Here is a 20,250-nt window from a genome sequence, read left to right on the forward strand (position 1 = left end):
CAGCATGTGTCATCGTGACCCGACTTCGCGCCCTCGTGACGGCCCCGCTGCGCGGGCCGGGTTTCGACAAGCTCCACCAGCTGGTCGACGTCGTGTACGACCCGTGGATCGACCTGCGGCCGCTGCGGATCTACGCCGCCGAGCAACTCGCCGAGCGTGCCACCGCCGAACGCGCCGATGTGCTTGTCGTGGAGGGAGATTCGATAGCCGGCCCGGTTCTCGAGCTGCCACTGACGGCGGTGGCCTCGACCCGCGGCGACCCCAACAACGTCGACGTCGCGGCGGCGACGGCGGCGCGGGTCCCGGTGCTCAACGCCCCCGCCCGCAACGCCGACGCCGTCGCCGAGATGGCGCTCGCGTTGCTGTTCGCCGCGACCCGCCACGTGCTCACCGGCGACGCCGACGTCCGCGCTGGCGAGGTGTTTCGTGACGGCACGCTTCCCTATCAACGGTTCCGGGCGTGGGAGATCGCGGGCCGCACGGCCGGCCTGGTCGGCCTCGGCGCGGTGGGCCGCGCGCTGCGCTGGCGACTGCAGGGCCTTGGCCTCGAGGTCATCGCGCACGACCCGTACCACGACGAGGCCGGCCACAGCCTCGAGCAACTGCTCGCCGAGGCCGACATCGTCTCGCTGCACGCACCCGTCACCGAGGACACGGTCGGCATGATCGGCGCCGAGCAGTTCGCCGCGATGCGCGACGGCGCGGTGTTCCTCAACACCGCCCGCGCGCAACTGCACGACACCGACGCCCTGGTGGCGGCACTGCGCAGCGGCAAGGTCGGCGCGGCGGGCCTGGACCATTTCGTCGGCGAATGGCTGCCCACCGATCACCCGCTGGTCGCTATGACCAACGTCGTGCTGACGCCGCACATCGGCGGCGCCACCTGGAACACTGAGGCGCGACAGGCGCAGATGGTCGCCGACGGTCTCGAAGCGCTGCTGTCGGGACGCAGGCCGGCCAACATCGTCAACCCGGAGGTACTGGCGTCGTGAGGTTCGTGAACAACGCGCAGGAGGCGGTGCTGGCCGCGGCCAAGGACATGCTGCGCCGCGGCCTGGTCGAGGGCACGGCCGGCAACATCTCGGCGCGGCGAGAAGACGGCAACATCGTCATCACACCTTCGTCGGTGGACTACCGCGACATGGTGCTCGACGACCTCGTGCTGGTCGACCCCGACGGCACCGTGCTGTCAGCCAAGGACGGCCGGGCGCCGTCGACCGAGATGGCGCTGCACCTTTCGTGCTACCGGGCCTTCGCCGACATCGGCAGCGTGATCCACAGCCACCCGGTGTGGGCGACGATGTTCGCCGTTGCGCAGCAGTCGATTCCGGCCTGCGTCGACGAGTTCGCCGTGTACTGCGGCGGCGACATCCGTTGCGCCGAATACGCGGCGTCGGGCACTCCCGACGTCGGCGACAATGCCGTCAAGGCGCTCGACGGCCGGGCTGCGGCGCTGATCGCCAACCACGGCCTGGTCGCCGTCGCGCCGCGGCCGGACAAGGCTCTGCATGTCACCGCGCTCGTCGAGCGGACCGCCCAGATCGCCTGGGGCGCGAGGGCGCTCGGCGGACCCGTACCGATCCCCGACGAGGTCAACACCAACTTCGCTGCCGTCTACCGCTACCTGCGCGAGCACTGACCCCGTCCCTCGGCGCGTGGGCCATCGGCGCGAGGACTAGAAGCGGTAGTCCCCCAGCCACAACGCGCTCACGCCGGTCAGCGACTCCTCCGCGCGAACCACCATGCCGGCCACCGATCGGCCCAGCAGCGCGGCGAACGCCTCGGGCAGCGATGCCGCCGCCGGCTGGGAGGACGCCTTGGGCCGCAGCCGGTCCATCAGCGACGAGCCGGGATAGCCGATGATGCGTACGTCGGCGTCGGCGTCCAGACCGGCCAGCACCTTGGCGCGCCTGATCGCGGTGCGCAACCCGCCGAGTTCGTCGACCAGACCCCGCTCCTTGGCGTCGGCTCCCGTCCACACGCGGCCGCGGGCGATCGCTTCGACGTCCTCGACGCTCATCTTGCGCCCGACGGCCACCCGCTCGATGAAGTCGGTGTAGAACAGGTCGGCCTCGGCCTCGACGTGGGCCTGCTGCTCGTCGGTGAACGGCTGGTTGATCGACCAGGCGTCGGCGTTGGCATTGGTGCGTACCGAGTCCGAGCCCACGCCGAGGCGGTCCTTGAGCTCGCGGGCCACCAACTTGCCGGTCACCACGCCGATCGAACCGGTGATGGTGCCGGGATTGGCGACGATCTCGTCGGCGCCCATCGACACGTAGTAGCCGCCGGACGCGGCGACCGCGCCCATCGACGCCACCACCGGCTTGCCGGCTCCATCCTTTCCCGAGCGCACCCGATTCACTTCGCGCCAAACGGTTTCCGATCCGGTGACCGAACCGCCGGGGCTGTCGACCCGCAGGACGATGGCCGACACGTCATCCGAGGCGGCGGCCTCGCGCAGTGCGGCGGCGATGGTGTCGCCCCCCGCGCTCGAACTGCCGAGAGGTAGCGGGCCCGGCCCGCCGCGACCGCTGACGATCGGCCCGTGCAGGGTGACGACGGCGATGGTCGGCTTGGCCTTGCGCCCGGGGATGGGCGGCATCGGCGGGCCGGGCCGCTCGGCGGTGGCCCGCGCGTACCGCGACAGATACAGCCGCGGCGGCGCATCCTCGGAGTCCACGTCCGACGGCGATATATTCGGCGCCCCGGCGAGTTCGGCGATCCGCGCGTATGCCTCGTCCCGGAACCCGATCCGATCCACGAGTCGACCCGCGAGTGCGTCGTCGCGCAGCAGCGGCGCCTTGTCGGCGAGCGCGTTCACCTCGTCCGGCGACAGGTGCCGCGACTCGGCCACCGCCTCCAGCACCTGGGTGTGCAGGCTCTGGATCAGCCGCTCGTCGGCCTCCCGATGGGCCTCGGTGTAGCTGTCCTGGGTGAACAGGTTCGCCGCCGACTTGTACTCGCCGCGGGCGATGAACTGCGCCTCGATGCCGGCCTTGTCCAGAGCGTCGCGCAGGAACAGCGCGTTGGTGGCGAAGCCGATCAGACCCACGGTGCCCGACGGCTGCATCCACACCTCTCGGAACGCCGACGCCAGGTAGTACGACAGCGTCCCCGGATAGGTCTCCGCCCACGCCAGCGAGGGCTTGCCATCGCTGAATGCCGCGATCGCGTCGCGCAATTCCTGCACAGGTCCGGCCGGGGCTCCCGAGACCTGCACGCGCGCGATCAGCCCGGCGACCCGGGGATCCTGGGCCGCCCGGTGGAGGGCGGCGACGGTCTCGCGCAGCAGCAGCGGCCGGACCGCGCCGGTGAGCAGTGCGAACGGATCGAATCCGCCCGTCTCGTTGGGCACCGACAGTAGATCCAACTCGAGGATGACCCCGTCCGGCACACCGTGGTGGCGGGCGGTGTCGACGCGACGAACCAGCGCGCGCAGATCGTCGGGACCGGGCAGACCGGGCAGGAAGGCGAACATGAGTCGAGCGTACCGACGCCCGACCGAACGGCTAGCGGCCGATCAAGCGGGCGTGATTGGGGCAGTAGACGGCGACCGAGGCCCGCATGAAACCGACCGCCTGCTCCCGATTCAGGTTGCTGCTCTGCAGCGACGTCACCACCCCGCGCACCACCGGCACCGGGTTCACGTTGCTCGCGAAGCCTTCGGTCAGCATGGTGCACACGCGCCGTCCGAGCTCGGTGATCTCCGATTCGGAAGCGGCCGAGACACCCAGTTCGGTCACCACGTCGACGAACCGCTCGTCGGCGGTCTGGGCGTGGGCCGTCGCTGCACCGCTGAACACCGCCAGACCGGCGAGACCCAGCGCGACGCAGTGACGGATCATGGGCTCCTCCTCGGTGCCGGCATCAGCAGTGTAATCGCGACGCCGCCCCCGGGCGTTACGCGCTCAGATGCGAGAACCCCCGCCGAAGCGGGGGTTCTCGATCAGGACTGTCAGAGCTCGGTCGCCGATCCGCCCGCGGAGGTGATCTTCTCGCGGGCACTGCCGCTGAACTTGTGGGCGGTGACGTTGACCTTGACGGTCAGCTTGCCGTCGCCGAGCACCTTGACCAACGAGTTCTTGCGGACCGCACCGGCGGCCACCAAGTCGTCGACACCGACGTCGCCGCCGTTGGGGAACAGCTTGTCGATGTCGCCGACGTTGACGACCTCGTACTCGGTGCGGAACCGGTTGCGGAAACCCTTGAGCTTCGGCAGCCGCATGTGGATCGGCATCTGCCCGCCCTCGAACATCACCGGGACGTTCTTGCGGGCCTTGGTGCCCTTGGTGCCGCGCCCGGCGGTCTTGCCCTTCGAGCCCTCACCGCGACCAACGCGGGTCTTGGCCTTCCTCGATCCGGGCGCCGGCTTCAGGTCATGGAGTTTGATGGGTGTCATTAGGAGGACTCCACTGCTTCTACTCTGACGAGGTGGTGCACGGTGTTGATCAGGCCGCGCGTCTGCGCGTTGTCTTCACGGACCACCGACTGGCTGATCTTGCGCAGCCCCAGTGACCGCAGGGTTTCGCGCTGCTTCCAGCGCGCACCGATGGTGCTGCGAACCTGGGTGATCTTGAGCTCTGCCATGGTTATGCCGACCCTTCCCGCGCGGCCGACGCGGCAACGGCCTCGGCCTCGCGTCGCGCCCGCAGCATGCCCGCAGGCGCTACGTCCTCGATCGGCAGCCCGCGCCGCGCCGCGACCTCTTCGGGACGCTGCAACAGCTTGAGCGCGGCGACGGTGGCGTGTACGACGTTGATCGCGTTGTCACTGCCCAGCGACTTGGCCAGGATGTCGTGCACGCCCGCGCATTCGAGCACCGCACGGGCGGCGCCGCCGGCGATCACACCGGTACCGGGGCTGGCCGGACGCAGCATCACCACACCGGCGGCGGCTTCGCCCTGCACCGGATGGGTGATGGTGCCGCCGATCAGCGGGACGCGGAAGAAGTTCTTGCGCGCTTCGTCGACGCCCTTGGCGATGGCGGCGGGCACTTCCTTGGCCTTGCCGTACCCGACGCCGACCATGCCGTGACCGTCACCGACGATCACCAGCGCGGTGAAGCTGAAGCGGCGACCGCCCTTGACGACCTTGGAGACGCGGTTGATCGACACCACGCGCTCGAGGTAGTTGCTCTTGTCACCGCCGTCGCGGCCACGACCGCCACGGTCGTCGCGGCGGCCGCGCCCGTCGCGGTCACCCCGCGACCCACGGCCGTCGCGTTGTTCGGATGCCGCCGGCCCAGCGGCTCCTGATGCCTGCTCGGCCATCATGCAATCCTTCCGTTGAAGTCAGTCATCTAGAACTCCAGCCCGCCTTCGCGCGCCGCGTCGGCCAGCGCCGCGATGCGCCCACCGTAGGTGTAGCCACCGCGGTCGAACACGACCTTGTCGATGCCCGCGGCCTTGGCGCGCTCGGCGATCAGCTGGCCGACCCGCACTGCGTGGGCCTTCTTGTCGCCCTCGACCGCGCGCACGTCGGCCTCGATGGACGACGCGGCGGCCAGGGTGGTGCCGTTGATGTCGTTGACGAGCTGCACGTGGATGTGCCGCGACGAGCGGTTGACCACCAAGCGCGGCACCTGGGCGGTGCCGGAGATCTTCTTGCGCAGCCGGGCGTGGCGCCGCATCCGCGACACCCGCCGGGTTTCGGAGACGTTGCGCCCCGCGGGCTTCTGCGTCGCCGCCGGATCCTTCGTAGTCGTAGCCATGTCTACTTACCTGTCTTTCCGACCTTGCGGCGGATCTGCTCACCCTCGTAGCGGATGCCCTTGCCCTTGTAGGGGTCGCTCTTCCGCAGACGGCGGATGTTCGCCGCGACCTGGCCGACCCTCTGCTTGTCGATACCGGAGATCGAGAACTTCGTCGGCGTCTCCACCGCGAAGGTCACGCCCTCGGGCGCGGTGATCGTGACCGGGTGGCTGTAGCCGAGCGCGAACTCGAGGTTGGAGCCCTTGAGCTGCACGCGGTAGCCGACGCCGAAGATCTCCATCTTGGTGGTGTAGCCCTCGGTGACGCCGGTGATCAGGTTCGACACCAGCGTGCGCGACAACCCGTGCAGCGACCGGCTGCGCCGCTCGTCGTCGGGGCGGCTGACCACGATGGCGCCATCGTCGTCGCGAGCCACGCGGATGGGCTCGGCGACGGCCAGCGCCAGGGTGCCCTTTGGCCCCTTGACCGACACGTTCTGTCCGTCGATCGACACGTCGACCCCGCTGGGAACCGGGACCGGCTGCTTTCCAATTCGCGACATGTCTCTATATCTCCCTCACCACACGTATGCGAGGACTTCGCCGCCCACGCCCTCTTGGGCCGCCTGGCGGTCGGTCTTCAGGCCTGCCGACGTGGAGATGATCGCCACGCCGAGGCCGCCGAGGACCCGCGGCAGATTGGTCGACTTCGCGTACACCCGCAGTCCGGGCTTGGACACCCGGCGCAGGCCGGCGATGCTGCGCTCGCGGCTGGGGCCGTACTTCAGTTGCACGACCAGCGACTTGCCCACCCGAGCATCCTCGGTGTGGTAGTCGGAGATGTAGCCCTCGCGCTTGAGGATCTCGGCGATGTTGGCCTTGATCTTCGAGTGCGGCAGGGTCACCTCGTCGTGGTACGCCGAATTGGCGTTGCGCAGACGGGTCAAGAAGTCTGCGATCGGATCCGTCATAGTCATCGGGCGCTGCTCCTCTTCGTCGCTGCGCTCCGCATCGTCGTCATCGCGGTCATGACAGGAGGTTTACCTTCCTCACGGCGGTTCCCTGCTCAGGGCCTACCGCAACTGTTTTCGTGGGTTGTGGGCTGGTGCCGGCCGTTACCAGCTGGACTTCTGAACGCCGGGCAGCTCGCCGGCATGCGCCATCTCGCGCAGGCAGATCCGGCACAGGCCGAACTTGCGGAACACCGAGTGCGGACGGCCGCAGCGCTGGCACCTGGTGTAGGCGCGCACCTTGAACTTCGGCTTCTTGTTGGCCTTGTTGACCAGTGCCTTCTTTGCCATGTGCTCAGTTCTCCTTGAACGGAAAGCCGAGAGCCCGCAACAGCGCTCGTCCTTCGTCGTCATTCGTCGCCGAGGTGACGACGGTGATGTCCATGCCACGGGGCCGGTCGATGGAGTCCACGTCGATCTCGTGGAACACCGACTGCTCGGTCAGCCCGAAGGTGTAGTTGCCGGTGCCGTCGAACTGCTTGGGCGACAAGCCGCGGAAGTCGCGGATACGCGGCAGCGCGATCGAGATGAGCCGGTCCAGGAACTCCCACATGCGGTCACCGCGCAGCGTGACGCGCGCGCCGATCGGCATGCCCTCGCGCAGCTTGAATTGCGCTATGGATTTCCGGGCCTTGCGGACTTCCGGCTTCTGCCCGGTGATCAGGGCCAGGTCGTTGACCGCGCCGTTGATCAGCTTGGCGTCGCGCGCGGCATCACCGACGCCCATGTTCACGACGACCTTGACCACGCCGGGGATCTGCATGACGTTGGCGTAGCCGAACTCCTTCTGCAGCGAGTCCTTGATCTCCTCGCGGTAGCGCTGCTTCAAACGAGGAAGGGTCTTCTCAGCGCTTTCAGTAGTGGTCATCAGATGTCCTTGCCGTTGGTCTTGGCGATGCGGACCTTCTTGCCGGTCTCGTCGTCCTTTCGATACCCGATGCGGGTGGGCTTGCCGTCGGAGTCGACGACCATGACGTTGGAGACGTCGATCGGGGCTTCCTGGGTGACGATGCCGCCGGACTGTGCGCCACGCTCGTTGCGCGAGACCGCGGTGTGCTTCTTGATGCGGTTGACACCTTCGACGAGCACCTTGTTGCGCGCCGGGTAGGCCACCAGGACCTTGCCCTTGGCGCCCTTGTCCTTGCCGGAGATGACCAGCACCGTGTCGCCCTTGTGGACCTTCATCTACAACACCTCCGGAGCGAGCGAGACGATCTTCATGAAGCGCTTCTCGCGCAGTTCACGACCGACCGGACCGAAGATGCGCGTCCCGCGCGGGTCGTTGTCGGGCTTGATGATGACGGCGGCGTTCTCGTCGAACTTGATGTAGCTGCCGTCGGCGCGACGACGCTCCTTGACGGTGCGCACGACGACGGCCTTGACCACATCGCCGCGCTTGACGTTGCCACCGGGGATGGCGTCCTTGACCGTCGCGACGATGACATCGCCGATGCCGGCATAGCGTCGCGACGAGCCGCCGAGCACGCGGATGCACAAGATCTCCTTGGCGCCCGTGTTATCGGCGACCTTCAGCCGCGATTCCTGCTGAATCACTCGATCTCCTCGACCTGGTTGTATGCACGCCAGGCCCCAGCCTGATTGTGGGCACAGCCCACGGGACCTGACGTGCGCGTCTTGCTGTCACCGAAGGGCACGCGGGGCCGAATCCGGCCGAGGTCTGCCCAAGGCAACCGTTTGATTCTATGGGACGACCTGCGGGGAACCAAATCGCCGCCGCTGGGGCGAGAGACCGTGTTCGCCCGGCGACACGCCGCGTTTTCTGTCCGGGAACGGTCGCTCGCCGGCGAGCCCGCTACCGATCCGCCACGCAGCGGAAACCGATGTGGGTCGTCGCACTGTCCTGCGACTGCGGCGAGCGCGCCGCCGGGCGGTAGCGGTGACAGTACTCCGGCGCGCACAGATGCGAGCCGCCCTTGAGGGTCTGCATCACCGTCGGATCGGCGGGTCCGCTCGGCGTGCAGCACGCCTTCACCGGGTCGTCGAGGCGGTGGTGTGCCGAGAACCTCGTCGTCGTCCACTCCCACACGTTGCCGATCATGTCGACGAGCCCGAACCCGTTCGGCGGAAACGTCCCCACCGGTGACGTGCCGACCCAGCCGAGCGCGCCGGTGTTGTGGTACGGGAACCGGCCCTGCCAGGTGTTGGCCATCAGCTGTCCGCCCGGCATGGCCTCGTCGCCCCACGAGTAGGCGGTCACGGTCCCGGCGCGCGCCGCGTACTCCCACTCCGCCTCGGTGGGCAGTCGGCGACCGGCCCAGCGCGCGTAGGCCGCGGCGTCCGGATAGGCGATCTGCACGACCGGGTGGTCGAGTCGGTCGTTCATGGTGCTGTCCGGGCCGAATGGCCGGCGCCAGCTCGTGCCGGGCACCCAGCGCCACCACTGTCGCCAGTCCCGCAGGTCCACCGGGCCTGCGGTCGGCCCGAACACCAGTGCACCCGGCACCAGGTCCCTCGGCTCCGCACCCGGGTACAGCGCGGGGTCCAGCCGTTGTTCGGCGACGGTGAGATAGCCGGTGTCGGAGACGAATTCGGCGAACTGGGCGTTGGTGACGGGATGCCGTTCGGCGGCGAACGCGGCGACGCGGACGGTGTGCGCGGGCGCCTCTTCGGGATAGAACTGCGTCGATCCCATCCGGAACGACCCGCCCGGCAGCTCGACGAGTTCGGTGAGCATCGTTTCAGGGTATGACGACCGCGAAGTCGTCCATCAGCGGTGAGGTGAACGGGTCGAAGCCGGGCTGGACCGGGCCCTCGACGTGCACCGCCACCAGATAGGTCGCGGTGTTGGTCCAGATGTGGGCGAGGCGGTCGCCGAACTCGACTGCCTGCTGCGGCGAGCCCGACCACGACCCGAGCAGCTTCTGACCGCTGTACTCACAGACCTCGGCGGGCAACACGCTGATGCTGCTGACCGGCGCCGCGGCCATCGCCTCGTCGGCGTACTCGGCGAACGCCTCGGCAGGGCCGAGTCGCGTCTCGGCGATGGTGACGGTCGCCCACACGCCGTCCGGTCCGGCCAGTCTCGCGCCGACATCGCCCTGCCCTGCGGTGGTCGACCAGCCGGTGGGCAGCGCGACGGTGACCTTGGGCGCCCCGGGGTCCTCGACCGAGGCCACCACGCCCACCGGCGGGGGGTCGACGTCGCACGTGGGTGTATCCGGCGGCAGCGCCACCTTGGTGGTCGGGGCCACACCGGGCTCATCGGTGGGGGTCGGCGGCACCGAAGTTCGGGACGGCATCGAAGTTCGGGACGGCGCTGATGTTCGGGACGGCGGCGCGTCGGCGGCGACGGGTACCCCTGCCTCGATACGGTCGCAGCCCGACAGCACGCAGGCCAGCGCCAGCCCCACCGCCGCACAGCCGACGAGCTTCGGTCCGTCAGTCCTTCGCGAACGCACGTGCGAAATCTCGTTCCAGATCCGCATACGGCTTGCCCGAGACGTCGACGTTCACCTGGGCGATGACGCCACCGGTGAACGGGAACGGCGCCTTGTAGGCCCGCGAAACAGGAGACCCTGTGTTGCGGCCGATGCTCAGGGTGGCCCCGGCGAGCCCGTACGTGCCGGGGATGATCTTCATCCCGTCGAAGGTGGCGACCTGTTCGTCGTCGATGTACAGCGCCGCGTCACCGAGTGGGGTGTGGCTGCCCTCCACCGTCCCGGTCCGAACGAAGGCGGCGCCGAAGGTGTGCTTGCCCGACGGCACCGCGCTCTCCGACGAGAGGTGCTGCTCGATCTCGCCGAGGAAGTTGTACACGTAATGCAGTCGGCCGTCCTGCAGGAACAGCACGTGGCCGCCATGGGCGCCGCCGTGTTTGAACACCACCCCCTCGGCTCCGGCGGAGTCGACGATCACGTCGGCCATGACCGAGAACGACCGGCCCTGGATCTCGACCGCTGCACCCATGCCGATATCCGCGGTGCCCGGATAGTAGATGTAGGACTCCCGCGCACCCGACAGGTGGGGTCGCCACCGCGTGATCGTCTCGATGATGTTCAGATCACCCAGCGGCAGCCCGTGGTACTTGTCGGCCTCGGCGAACCACAGCGCCTTCAATTCCTCGAGCTTGTCCGGGTTTTCGGCGGCCAGATCGTGGCACTGACTGCGGTCGGCGGCGATGTGGAAGAGCTCCCAGCGGTCCTTGTCGAAGTGTGACCAGCCGGCCGGCGAGGCGGCGTGCACCGTGTTGGCGAACCAGCCGTCGTGCCAGATACCGCGAGTGCCGAGCATCGTGTAGAACTGGGTCTGCTTGCCGGTCGGAGCCGTCGAGTCGTCCAGTGCGGCTTTGAAACTCATTCCGTCGAAGGGCTTCTGCGGCACACCTCGAACCGTCGCAGGCAGCGTGATGCCGAGCAGTTCGAACACTGTGGGCGTGACGTCGCAGACATTGACATAGTTGTCCCGAACCTCGCCGTGTGCGGCAATGCCGTTGGGCCAGGAGATGATCGCGGTGTCGGCGATACCGCCCTCGTGGGAGGCGTACCGCTTGAACAGCTTGTAGGGCGTGTTGAACGCCATCGCCCAGCCGATCGGATAGTGGTTGTAGGTCTCCGGACCGCCGAGGTCGTCGATCATCCGCATGCTGTCCTCGACGGTGTCGATGTAGCCGTTGAAGAATTTGACCTCGTTGACCGAACCGTTCGGACCGCCTTCGCCGCTGGCTCCGTTGTCGGAGATGACGACGATGATCGTGTTGTCCAGCTGGCCCGATTCCTCCAGGTAGTCGAGCACGCGGCCGATCTGCGCGTCGGTGTAGGACAGGAAGCCGGCGAACACTTCAGCCATCCGGCCGAACAGCCGCTTCTCCTCGTCGTGCAGCGACTCCCATGGCCGCACGGTGTCCTGCTCGGGCCACGGTTCGCCGTTGGGCCCCTTCACATCCTGGTACGGGTTGATCGGGGACAGCGCGGTGTCGGCCGGGACGATGCCCATCTTCTTCTGGTTCTCGAGCACGATCTCGCGGTAACGCTCGTAGCCCATGTCGAACCGGCCGGCGTAGCGGTCGGCCCACTCCTTGAAGACGTGATGCGGCGCGTGTCCGGCGCCGGGACACACGTAGGAGAACCACGGCTTGTCCGGGGCGATCACCTTGGCGTCGCGGATGAACTCGATGGTCTTGTCGGCGAGGTCCTTCGACAGGTGATAGCCGTCCTCGGGCGCTGCCGGTGGTGCGATCGGGTGGTTGTCGTAGACCAACTCCGGATACCACTGGTCGGTCTCACCCCCGAGGAAGCCGTAGAAGCGTTCGAATCCCCGATTGAGCGGCCAATGTCGTTTGGTGGAAGCCAGATTCGACTCTTCGAGCGGGGTGAGATGCCACTTTCCGATGCAATAGGTGTTGTAGCCGTGCTCGTTGAGCACCTCGGACATGAGTGCCGTGTCGAAGGGAATCCGCCCGTTGCAGCCGGGGAAGCCGTCGGTGAACTCCTCGATCGTCGCCATGCCCACGGTGGTGGGGTTGCGGCCCGTGAGCAACGACGCGCGGGTGGGCGAGCACAGCGCCGTGGTGTGGAACTGGGAGAGCCGCACACCGCGATCCGCGATGCGGCCCATGGCCGGCATGTCGACCAGGCCACCGAAGCAGTCCCAGGTCGCGATGCCGATGTCGTCCCAGACGATGTAGAGCACGTTCGGCGCACCTTCGGGCGCGGTCGGCGCGGCGTACGGCCCCCAGTCGGGCTCCGAATCGCGGATGTCGAGTTCGATCTTGCCGTTGAATTCCGCTGCCATCGGGCCTCGCCTCAGGGTCGGGATCGCCGCGTGGTCGACGATGGGCCGGAGATTACACCGGCCGCATGTCGCGCAGCGGGGGATTCGACCTCCGTGTCACCATCCGTGGTACGTGCCGTCATTTTTCAGCTTTCGGGCACGCCTCCGTTCACCCGGTACAACCGCCACGTCGGCTGGCCGTCCCCGTCGTTGGGGATCTCGAGTTCAAGGGTCGCGATGTCGGCTCCGGTGTCGTACAGGGTCGGATAGCGCACGTTGAGAGCATCGGAGACACCACGGCCGGTCGGTGGCACCGCCAGCAGGTACTCGACACCTTGGCCCACCGGGTCGTTGAGCAACGTGGCGAAATCGGGATCCGACGGCACCACAAACGTTTTCGGTCGTTGGGAGGCGGCCACCACCGCGAAGCCGTACACGGTGTCCGTGATGACCGCGCTTTCCGGCAGATCGAGGTCGTCGAGGTATTGGGCGATCTCCCGTTCGGTGGAGAAGGTGGCGGCGATGCGCCGCTCCACGGCCTTGCGGTCGGAAACGTCGTCGGGGTCGGGAGCCAGCACCGCGCCCAGCGCGTATTCCTGCGGCGCGTACGTCGGCAGGCTCATGGCCCACGCTGTGGCGGGCACGGTGACGGCGAACACCAAGGCGACCGGGACATAGGCCGGCCAGCCACGCTGCCGCCGCGGCTCCACCGCGGCAGGAGCGAACCTGCCCGGCCGCTTGGCAGCGACGTATCCGCGCTCGGGCACGGCCAGCATCGCCAGGCACGCGGCGAACGGGATCGCCGCGATGTAGAACCGCAGGAACGCAAACGTCGACCCCGACGCGTAGCTGTAGAACTGGAACCCGAGCACCGCGCCGTAGAGGGCGAACGGGACCACCAGCGTCGGCCAGTATGGACGGCGCAGCCGGATGACCCCGGCCCACAACGCTATCGGGATCAAGGTGGGGGTCATCAGCATGGTGCAGGTGGCGGCGAACACCAGGCCACCGCCGAAGTCGACCGCCTGCGTGCCGGACTGTTGCAGTATCGCGGCATTGCCGTATTGAGAGGTGAACTGTGCGAAGGGTTCTCCTGTGATCAGCCAGCTCGTGGCCGCCCACCCCACGAACGACGCCAGACCGGGCCCGCTGACCAGGACCAGGTCCAGCACCGCTCGGCGCAGTCGCGGCGGTTTGCGGGCCCGCAGGAAGGTGGTGACGGCGACGACGATGCCCGCGGTGAAGATGCATGCGACCGCGTCGTAGCGGGTGAGGTACGACAGCGCCATCGCGACGCCCCCGGCAGCGATCAGGTGGTGTACGTCGTCATCGACCATCCACATGATGAGCCGACGCACCGCCCAGGTGATGAAGAACAGGAAGGGAGCCTCGCTCATCCCATTCGAACCGTAGAACACGATCATCGGGTTGAGCGCGAACAGTGCGGTGACTGCGACGATGTAGCCGCGGGGCAGCTTCCGATCGGTGCCCATGCTCAGCACCTGAACCACACAGCCCGCCATGAAGACCGCCGTCATCAGCGAACCCGCGAAGGCGCGCTCGGTCAGATCCGGCCACAGCGGGCTGAGCAGGACGGCGGGGATCTGCAGCATCGCGGTCAGCGGTGTGAAGATGAAGCCGATCGCCGCCAGATGCGGGTCGCGACTGAACAACACGGCTTGGGCCGCAGACACCCGCGACAGCGCGTCGCCGAGGATGAAACCGTTCTGCACCTGCAGCCAGTAGCCGACGGCGATGTACAGCACGCAGGCCAGCGCGAACGCGATGACCTTCAGCCGCCGATCGGTCATCGACGTCACGTCGGGGCGGCCTCGTCGGCGGCCGGCTGATTTGTCAGACCGTGAAAGGTCTTCTCCCAGTAGGACGGCTGGCGGATCAGCTGGTAGGTGCCCTTGGCCGCGGCGACGCTCATCATCACCCAGAACAGCGGCACGGTCAGCGCGGGCACCAGCAGGTCCGAACGGTCGTCTTCACGCAGCGTGATGAGGTTCATGTAGAGCGTGGCGAAGTTGCCGAGAACAAGGGCCACCAACGCCGGAAAATATATGTACCAAGGGAATACGGCCTCAATCGTCGCGGGCTGGCCGAGAAACCACAACAAGGTGATCAGCCAGAACGCCAGGTTGAGCACCGCGATGATCGGCGTTCCCGCGAGCACCAGGTTGAACCGGATGAAGCTGCGCGTTCCGACGGTTCGCCACAACGGCACCGGACGCCGGATGTGCACCAGCCAGGTCTGCAGGTAGCCCTTGTACCAGCGGGAGCGCTGCCGGATCCAGTTGATCGGATCGCTGTTGGCTTCTTCCAGGGTCTGCGACTCGAGCACCGCGGTGCGGTAGCCGCGGGACGCGATGCGCAGGCCCAGGTCGGCGTCCTCGGTGACGTTGTAGGGATCCCAGGTTCCGATCTCGTCGAGCACCGCTCGCTTGAGATGATTCGACGTGCCGCCCAATGGAATCGGCGTGCCCGTCCCCATCATCCCGGGCAGCAGGTAGCCGAACCACAGGGCGTACTCGGCGGTGAACCATCCGGCGAGCAGGTTCTGGTCTCCGTTGTGGTAGCCCAGCTTGGCCTGCACGCAGGCGACGTCGTCGGGCAGCCTGCGCATCGCCGCGACCACACGGCGCAACTGCAGGGGTTCGGGCAGGTCCTCGGCGTCATAGATGGTCACGATGTCACCGATGGCGAAGTACATGCCGTAGTTGCACGCCTTGGGTTTCGTGCGCGGTTCGGCCGGGGGGACCAGCAGGATGGTGATGGCATCGGACTCCGCACAGCGCCGCGCCGCGTCGATGGTGACGCCGTCGTCGGCCTCCAGTATCAGCAGGACCTGCAGCTTGTCGCTCGGGTATTCGAGGCGCGCCATCGCGCCGATCAGGTCGTCGACCACTTCGGGTTCGTTGTAGGCCGGCACCAGGATGGTGTACGGAGGCAGTTGATCGTCCGGGATGGCACGGGCTTCCTCGTCGCTGACGACGATGGCCCGCAGGGCCAGTCCCCGTCGGAAGATCTGCACGCGGTCGGCCATCGTCACCACGTAACCGAGCGTGCACACACCGATCAAACCGACCGCGGTCTCCAGAGGCCGCCAGACCGCCAGTATGGCGACGGCGATGAGAAGGGCCGACAGCACCACCTTCTGCCACCCAACGACGGGCACGGAGGCCGACCCCAACGGATCGTCCTCGCGCAGGCCGTTGATGGCGCGCTCGAGCGCGTGGGCGCGCTGCTCCTCGGTGAGGGTCTCGACGGAGTAGACGGTCACGGTAGGCGACCCAGGGGCTGGATCTGCGCGGCCACCAGACCGCGCCCGAACGCGGTGAGCAGATCGATGTCCTTGAATGCCGGGTTGCGGTCGGTGACCGCGGAGTTGCCGCGGAACAGCACGGTGAGCAACTTGTTCAGGGTGGTCACCAACGCACCGCTCGGATTCGGGAAGGGCGCATTCGGCTCGTGATTGTCCACGCTGATCACCACGATGCGTTGGGCGCGCTCGGCGTTGCGCCAGGTCCACTGCAGCATGTTGTAGGTGAGCAGTTGTTCGTCGTCGACCACCGACGTCGCCTCCCCGGTGATGCCGTAGCCGAGGTCGACCCGGCGGGGCTCGCTCAGGCGGACCGACACGTCGTAGAGAACCCTGGCCGGATAGACCTCGAAGGAGAAGGGGCGGTCGGTGACCACGTTGTCGACGACGACCGTTCGGGGCCGCGAGAACTTGTCCCAGTCCGGGTTTCCGACCTCGGCGACCATCCGCTGCCGGGTCAGGTGGGCCATGCGCCCGTGCAACCGCTTCACCCAGGTGTAGTCCTCGGTATCGGTGACACGCCACCCCGCGGGCGGGTTGAGCGGGCCCGAGATCTGCAGCCCGTCGAAGCGGGCCGCCGATGGGTAATCGGGGCGCGGGAGGTCGACCAGCGACAGCAGCACACCGGCGACCAGGACCAGAGGCAGCGCCTGGACGACCTGGCGAGCGGCCAGCGGCTCGACCTTCCGATCCAGCGCCCGCTTGGGTGCGCCACGGCGCGCGTAGAAGAACATCACCACTCCCACCAGCGCGGTCGCGGTGAGGGCCGGTATGGCCTGGTAGGCGAACACCGGCGCGTAGGGGAACCAGATCGCCATCGCGGCGAGCACGGCGAGACCGACCGCCCAGGCGGCGAGGCCACCGAACCAGCCCCGCTTGTACGTCCGGCCGACCGCGATACCCGTCGCGCTGCCTGCGATGATGAGCGCGGCCCCCCCGGCGGATACTCGGCTGCCGCCCAACACGATCACCGCCAGGTGGTAGGGCAACGTGAACATCATCGACAGCAGCAGCCAGACGAACACGAAACGGCTGACAGGCCGCAGACCGAACAGCGCGATCGCCGAACTGAGGATGAACACGTACATGGCGAAGAAGTCGAGCCGCAAGACGTAGAAGTACTGCTCGTACCGGTGCATGAGCACGCCGTGCAGCATCAGCGCTAATACCAGACCCATGGTGCCGACGATGATGTCGGTCTGACGGTCGTGGATCGGCAACTCGGTGCGGGGCCGGCGGGCCACCCCCTGAGCCGCCAGAACCGCCGCTACCGGCAGCGTCCAGAGGTAGCCGTTGAAGCCACCCTGTCGGGTGGTTTGCACCAGGCTTTCGAAGCTCTCCCAGAACGCCATCAGTGTCACGGAGCCGATGAAGACCCACCGCAGCACGATCCGCAGGGTGGGGTTCTCATACCACGGGCGGATCGACTCCACCGGCGCTGAGGGCTCGGGTGGGGTCTGCGTCGGCGCGGCCATCGTGGCTCCTAGGCGCGGCGCTTGCGGCGCAGCAGCAGCCATCCGAGCAGAGCGGCGGCCGCGGCGACGGCGGCGCCGGCAGCCAGCCACCAAGCCAGACTGAACTTCACCCCGGTCTCGGCGGCGTCGGCTTGCGACGACTCGACCGCCACCGTCACCGGGTCCTGGCCCTGCGCGGCGATCACCGCGGCGCCGCCCAACCGCGCCCACCGCCGCACGTCGGCATCCAACCACTCGAGTAGCGAATCCAGCTGAGCGGCAGCGTTGTTGGAGGTCGCAACCAGCAATGGCCGGTTGTCGTCATAGACGGTCTGCAGCGAACCGAACCGCAGGCCCGGCTCCAACCGTAGTGTCGTGCGCTCACCGTCGACGGTCTCGACGTCCAGGTCACCGTCCGCAGCGCTGCTGACCGGCAGTGTCACGTTCTGGTCTGGCCACGTGTCGGCGGAGATCACCACCGCCGGCAGTCGTGACGACATCGCCTCCTGGACCGATACCACCTGGGTGTCGATCGGCAGTGCGCTGAGGCGTTGCAGACCCTCCATGATCTGCACGGCCCGCTGCGTGTCGGCGAAAGACCCTTCGCTGATGCCGACCTGGACCCGCGGCATCAACGCCTGAGGCAGCGACTGAAACCCCAGCGGCGACGGGGGTTGCGCCGGGGCGCTTTCCACCGTCGTCGCACCGTCGATCGTCAGCGTCACCGGCTGGAATTCTCCGCACGGCCCGGTGTTGCCGCTGAGGTCGACGGCCACCCCCAGATTGGTGTAGCGCTGCAGCATGTCATTGGGGATCGTCACCCAACGGTCGATGACGCCGCTGGAGTCGGCGGGCCAGCGGTCCACCGTCTGACCGCCGACCGAGGCGACCACCTGAGCTCCGACGCTTGACGGCAGCGGCGTGTAGGAGCCCTTCAGTTGCACCCGCACATTCTTGACCGGCCGACCGAGCTTGGTCTGGTCGAGCGCGACCACGACCTGCGGCTCGAGCGCGGTGGCGTTGACGCCGGGCTGCCCGAGGTCGCGGATGGTCGTGACGTTCGGCGGCAGCTGGGGGCTCGAATGTATGGGACCGACCACCGCTTTCGATGACAACGCCAACCGGGCGATATCACTGGTGAGCAAGCGGGACTGGTTGCCGAGGTCGTCGGCTGATCCGGTGATCAGCAGCGGGGGTACCCCGTCGGCGCCCTGCAGTGCCACGGCCGCATCCGGCCCTTCCCGCACTACGATGTTGCGCTCGAAGGGAAGCGACGGTGTCGGCGGCGTCGACTCATCACCGCGCAGAGAAACCACTTCGACGTCGGGCTGCTGCTCCCCATAGCGGGCGACAACCGCAGTGGTGAGCCGCACGGCGGCATCCGATTCGGCCCGCGTCGGCGATTCCGGCACGAAGATCGTCAAGCGTTCCAGCACCGGTGGCAGGAATTCGGCGACTACCGTCGGCGCCTCCTCCCTGCCGACGTAGGCGACGGCGGCGTTCACCAGGCGCAGCGGAATCGTCGTGTCGTAGAGGCAGTACCCTTCGGGCGGCAGCAACTGGCTGCGCAACAGCATCGTGATGGAGTTGTCGACGATCTGGGCGCCGGCCAGCGGAATGGAGATCGGGGACCGATCGGGCGGCAGGTCGACCCGCGCCAACATGCGGTTGTCCTGGGTGACGGCGATGCTGCCTGCGAGCACGTTGGGCGGCAACTCGACGACGGCGACCAAGGCATCAGGGGTCAGGCCGACGGGCACGGGAAGGATCAGCGTCTGCGTGCCTTGCAAACCGTAGAGCGCGATGTCGGCATCAGCGCCGAGCGCAGGCAGCCCCAACGTGGGCGCATCGGCCACTGCTCCGCCGCCGGCCGGCTGGGCGGGCGCCTGCGGGGGGACACTGATGGCGGGCAGGATCATCAGGCAGGCGACTGCGGCTGCCCACCCCCGACGACCCCCCACCCTCACGCTCAGAATCTAGCCAACAGCGTCGGCACCCGAACAGCGAATCCGTCGATCGTTACTTTGACGTGAGCTCACCGGACGAAGCCCACGGGGCCGGCCGGCGTAGCGCCTGCTACTTGGCCTTTTCCAGGATCTCCACGAGCCGCCAGCGCTTGGTCGCCGACAGCGGACGCGTCTCCATCAGCGAAACGCGGTCGCCGATGCCGGCGTCGCCGTTCTCGTCGTGCGCCTTGACCTTCTTGGTGGTCCGAATGATCTTGCCGTAGAGCGGATGGCTCTTGCGATCCTCCAGCTCGACCACGATGGTCTTCTGCATCTTGTCCGACACCACGTACCCGATGGCCGTCTTGCGGCGGCCACGCGTCTCCTCGACGCGCGGAGTGCGCCGCGGACCCGCAGCGCCCTTGGTCTCTTCTTTCGCAGCCATTACGCTCCCTCACCTGCGGGCCCGGAGGCCAGGCCCAATTCACGTTCACGCAGCACGGTGTACACACGCGCGATCTCCTGGCGCACCAGGCGCAGCCGACGGTTGTTCGACAACTGGCCGGTCGCCATCTGGAAGCGCAGGTTGAACAGCTCTTCCTTGGACTCGCGCAGCCGGTCCCTCAGCTCGTCGTCGGTCAGTTCGCGCAGTTCACCCGGCGTCACTCCCACCGCCATCAGAAGCGCTCCTCTCGGGTAACGATGCGTGCCTTGATAGGCAGCTTGTGAATCGCGCGGGTCAGCGCGGCCCTCGCGATCGCCTCATCGGGGTAGCTCAACTCGAAGAGCACACGGCCCGGCTTGACGTTGGCCACCCACCACTCCGGGGAACCCTTACCCGAACCCATGCGGGTCTCGGCGGGCTTCTTGGTCAGCGGACGGTCCGGGAAGATGTTGATCCACACCTTGCCGCCACGCTTGATGTGCCGGTTGATCGCGATACGGGCCGACTCGATCTGCCGGTTGGTGATGTAGGCGTGCTCCAGTGCCTGGATGCCGTAGTCACCGAAGCTGACCGAGGTGCCGCCACTGGCGATCCCACGCTGCTTGGGATGATGCTGCTTGCGGTGCTTGACCTTGCGGGGAATTAGCATGA

The 20,250-nt window shown here is 67.7% G+C and carries 24 protein-coding genes; 2 read left to right on the forward strand and 22 right to left on the reverse strand.

The genetic code is table 11. The features are described 5' to 3' along the window. Positions 1–11 precede the first annotated feature (11 nt). Positions 12–992, forward strand: a complete 981-nt coding sequence (locus K3G64_RS03980; RefSeq protein ID WP_238950396.1) for an NAD(P)-dependent oxidoreductase — start codon at positions 12–14, stop codon at positions 990–992. Next, the gene (locus K3G64_RS03985) at positions 989–1,639 is read left to right on the forward strand and encodes an L-fuculose-phosphate aldolase (RefSeq protein ID WP_238889161.1); all 651 of its coding nucleotides are present in this window, start codon (positions 989–991) and stop codon (positions 1,637–1,639) included. Before K3G64_RS03980 ends, K3G64_RS03985 begins: the two co-directional genes overlap by 4 nt. Positions 1,640–1,675: 36 nt before the next feature. Here K3G64_RS03985 and sppA read toward each other — a convergent pair whose 3' ends face one another. The 22 genes from sppA to rplP form a co-directional block, all read right to left on the reverse strand. Beyond that, positions 1,676–3,478: a signal peptide peptidase SppA gene (sppA, locus tag K3G64_RS03990; protein WP_238889162.1), complete on the reverse strand. Its 1,803-nt coding sequence runs from the start codon at positions 3,476–3,478 to the stop codon at positions 1,676–1,678. A 31-nt stretch (positions 3,479–3,509) separates the two neighbouring features. Then, positions 3,510–3,845, reverse strand: coding sequence for a DUF732 domain-containing protein (locus tag K3G64_RS03995; protein WP_238889164.1), 336 nt, complete (start codon positions 3,843–3,845; stop codon positions 3,510–3,512). A 110-nt stretch (positions 3,846–3,955) separates the two neighbouring features. Further along, the gene (gene rplO / locus K3G64_RS04000; protein ID WP_238889166.1) at positions 3,956–4,399 is read right to left on the reverse strand and encodes a 50S ribosomal protein L15; all 444 of its coding nucleotides are present in this window, start codon (positions 4,397–4,399) and stop codon (positions 3,956–3,958) included. Next, entirely contained in the window at positions 4,399–4,587 is a 189-nt protein-coding gene (rpmD, locus tag K3G64_RS04005; protein WP_238889168.1) for a 50S ribosomal protein L30, read from the reverse strand. Before rpmD ends, rplO begins: the two co-directional genes overlap by 1 nt. Positions 4,588–4,589: 2 nt before the next feature. Continuing rightward, positions 4,590–5,270 (reverse strand): 30S ribosomal protein S5, encoded by a 681-nt coding sequence (gene rpsE / locus K3G64_RS04010; protein WP_238889170.1) that lies wholly within the window; start codon positions 5,268–5,270, stop codon positions 4,590–4,592. A gap of 29 nt (positions 5,271–5,299) precedes the next feature. Then, positions 5,300–5,710, reverse strand: a complete 411-nt coding sequence (rplR, locus tag K3G64_RS04015; protein ID WP_305071274.1) for a 50S ribosomal protein L18 — start codon at positions 5,708–5,710, stop codon at positions 5,300–5,302. Positions 5,711–5,712: 2 nt separating this feature from the next. Continuing rightward, positions 5,713–6,252, reverse strand: coding sequence for a 50S ribosomal protein L6 (rplF, locus tag K3G64_RS04020; protein ID WP_238889172.1), 540 nt, complete (start codon positions 6,250–6,252; stop codon positions 5,713–5,715). A gap of 15 nt (positions 6,253–6,267) precedes the next feature. Continuing rightward, a complete protein-coding gene (gene rpsH / locus K3G64_RS04025) occupies positions 6,268–6,666 on the reverse strand; it encodes a 30S ribosomal protein S8 (RefSeq protein ID WP_238889174.1) in 399 nt (132 codons plus the stop codon). Positions 6,667–6,804: 138 nt separating this feature from the next. Beyond that, positions 6,805–6,990, reverse strand: coding sequence for a type Z 30S ribosomal protein S14 (locus tag K3G64_RS04030; protein ID WP_059089870.1), 186 nt, complete (start codon positions 6,988–6,990; stop codon positions 6,805–6,807). 4 nt (positions 6,991–6,994) lie between these two features. Further along, positions 6,995–7,567, reverse strand: coding sequence for a 50S ribosomal protein L5 (gene rplE / locus K3G64_RS04035; protein ID WP_238889176.1), 573 nt, complete (start codon positions 7,565–7,567; stop codon positions 6,995–6,997). After that, positions 7,567–7,884, reverse strand: a complete 318-nt coding sequence (gene rplX / locus K3G64_RS04040) for a 50S ribosomal protein L24 (protein ID WP_238889178.1) — start codon at positions 7,882–7,884, stop codon at positions 7,567–7,569. The genes rplE and rplX overlap by 1 nt, the downstream gene beginning before the upstream one ends. Then, a complete protein-coding gene (rplN, locus tag K3G64_RS04045) occupies positions 7,885–8,253 on the reverse strand; it encodes a 50S ribosomal protein L14 (protein WP_067091049.1) in 369 nt (122 codons plus the stop codon). It abuts the gene before it with no gap. 259 nt (positions 8,254–8,512) lie between these two features. Then, the gene (locus K3G64_RS04050; RefSeq protein WP_238889180.1) at positions 8,513–9,394 is read right to left on the reverse strand and encodes a formylglycine-generating enzyme family protein; all 882 of its coding nucleotides are present in this window, start codon (positions 9,392–9,394) and stop codon (positions 8,513–8,515) included. A gap of 4 nt (positions 9,395–9,398) precedes the next feature. Next, entirely contained in the window at positions 9,399–10,118 is a 720-nt protein-coding gene (locus tag K3G64_RS04055) for a hypothetical protein (RefSeq protein WP_238889182.1), read from the reverse strand. Then, positions 10,099–12,450: an arylsulfatase gene (locus K3G64_RS04060; RefSeq protein WP_238889184.1), complete on the reverse strand. Its 2,352-nt coding sequence runs from the start codon at positions 12,448–12,450 to the stop codon at positions 10,099–10,101. Before K3G64_RS04060 ends, K3G64_RS04055 begins: the two co-directional genes overlap by 20 nt. A gap of 125 nt (positions 12,451–12,575) precedes the next feature. Then, entirely contained in the window at positions 12,576–14,240 is a 1,665-nt protein-coding gene (locus K3G64_RS04065) for an ArnT family glycosyltransferase (protein WP_238889186.1), read from the reverse strand. Positions 14,241–14,245: 5 nt separating this feature from the next. Further along, positions 14,246–15,715, reverse strand: a complete 1,470-nt coding sequence (locus K3G64_RS04070) for a glycosyltransferase family 2 protein (RefSeq protein ID WP_238889188.1) — start codon at positions 15,713–15,715, stop codon at positions 14,246–14,248. After that, complete coding sequence (locus K3G64_RS04075; RefSeq protein WP_238889190.1) at positions 15,712–17,229, reverse strand: hypothetical protein; 1,518 nt, start codon at positions 17,227–17,229, stop codon at positions 15,712–15,714. Before K3G64_RS04075 ends, K3G64_RS04070 begins: the two co-directional genes overlap by 4 nt. Positions 17,230–17,237: 8 nt before the next feature. After that, positions 17,238–19,175, reverse strand: a complete 1,938-nt coding sequence (locus K3G64_RS04080; protein WP_238889192.1) for a hypothetical protein — start codon at positions 19,173–19,175, stop codon at positions 17,238–17,240. A 109-nt stretch (positions 19,176–19,284) separates the two neighbouring features. Continuing rightward, positions 19,285–19,599 carry a 30S ribosomal protein S17 gene (gene rpsQ, locus K3G64_RS04085; protein WP_238889194.1) on the reverse strand — a complete coding sequence of 105 codons (315 nt, stop codon included), beginning with the start codon at positions 19,597–19,599 and terminating at the stop codon, positions 19,285–19,287. After that, positions 19,599–19,832 carry a 50S ribosomal protein L29 gene (gene rpmC / locus K3G64_RS04090; protein ID WP_238889195.1) on the reverse strand — a complete coding sequence of 78 codons (234 nt, stop codon included), beginning with the start codon at positions 19,830–19,832 and terminating at the stop codon, positions 19,599–19,601. Before rpmC ends, rpsQ begins: the two co-directional genes overlap by 1 nt. Beyond that, positions 19,832–20,248 (reverse strand): 50S ribosomal protein L16, encoded by a 417-nt coding sequence (gene rplP, locus K3G64_RS04095; RefSeq protein WP_238889196.1) that lies wholly within the window; start codon positions 20,246–20,248, stop codon positions 19,832–19,834. Before rplP ends, rpmC begins: the two co-directional genes overlap by 1 nt. Positions 20,249–20,250: the final 2 nt, after the last annotated feature.

Source organism: Mycobacterium sp. IDR2000157661, from assembly GCF_022317005.1.
Taxonomy (GTDB): domain Bacteria; phylum Actinomycetota; class Actinomycetes; order Mycobacteriales; family Mycobacteriaceae; genus Mycobacterium.

Bases quoted from the DNA above. Each gene is read 5' to 3' on its own strand.
- sppA (WP_238889162.1), bottom strand. From the start codon at position 3,478: ATGTTCGCCTTCCTGCCCGGTCTGCCCGGTCCCGACGATCTGCGCGCG.
- K3G64_RS03995 (WP_238889164.1), bottom strand. From the start codon at position 3,845: ATGATCCGTCACTGCGTCGCGCTGGGTCTCGCCGGTCTGGCGGTGTTC.
- rplO (WP_238889166.1), bottom strand. From the start codon at position 4,399: ATGACACCCATCAAACTCCATGACCTGAAGCCGGCGCCCGGATCGAGG.
- rpmD (WP_238889168.1), bottom strand. From the start codon at position 4,587: ATGGCAGAGCTCAAGATCACCCAGGTTCGCAGCACCATCGGTGCGCGC.
- rpsE (WP_238889170.1), bottom strand. From the start codon at position 5,270: ATGGCCGAGCAGGCATCAGGAGCCGCTGGGCCGGCGGCATCCGAACAA.
- rplR (WP_305071274.1), bottom strand. From the start codon at position 5,710: ATGGCTACGACTACGAAGGATCCGGCGGCGACGCAGAAGCCCGCGGGG.
- rplF (WP_238889172.1), bottom strand. From the start codon at position 6,252: ATGTCGCGAATTGGAAAGCAGCCGGTCCCGGTTCCCAGCGGGGTCGAC.
- rpsH (WP_238889174.1), bottom strand. From the start codon at position 6,666: ATGACTATGACGGATCCGATCGCAGACTTCTTGACCCGTCTGCGCAAC.
- K3G64_RS04030 (WP_059089870.1), bottom strand. From the start codon at position 6,990: ATGGCAAAGAAGGCACTGGTCAACAAGGCCAACAAGAAGCCGAAGTTC.
- rplE (WP_238889176.1), bottom strand. From the start codon at position 7,567: ATGACCACTACTGAAAGCGCTGAGAAGACCCTTCCTCGTTTGAAGCAG.
- rplX (WP_238889178.1), bottom strand. From the start codon at position 7,884: ATGAAGGTCCACAAGGGCGACACGGTGCTGGTCATCTCCGGCAAGGAC.
- K3G64_RS04050 (WP_238889180.1), bottom strand. From the start codon at position 9,394: ATGCTCACCGAACTCGTCGAGCTGCCGGGCGGGTCGTTCCGGATGGGA.
- K3G64_RS04060 (WP_238889184.1), bottom strand. From the start codon at position 12,450: ATGGCAGCGGAATTCAACGGCAAGATCGAACTCGACATCCGCGATTCG.
- K3G64_RS04065 (WP_238889186.1), bottom strand. From the start codon at position 14,240: ATGACCGATCGGCGGCTGAAGGTCATCGCGTTCGCGCTGGCCTGCGTG.
- K3G64_RS04075 (WP_238889190.1), bottom strand. From the start codon at position 17,229: ATGGCCGCGCCGACGCAGACCCCACCCGAGCCCTCAGCGCCGGTGGAG.
- rpsQ (WP_238889194.1), bottom strand. From the start codon at position 19,599: ATGGCTGCGAAAGAAGAGACCAAGGGCGCTGCGGGTCCGCGGCGCACT.
- rpmC (WP_238889195.1), bottom strand. From the start codon at position 19,832: ATGGCGGTGGGAGTGACGCCGGGTGAACTGCGCGAACTGACCGACGAC.
- rplP (WP_238889196.1), bottom strand. From the start codon at position 20,248: ATGCTAATTCCCCGCAAGGTCAAGCACCGCAAGCAGCATCATCCCAAG.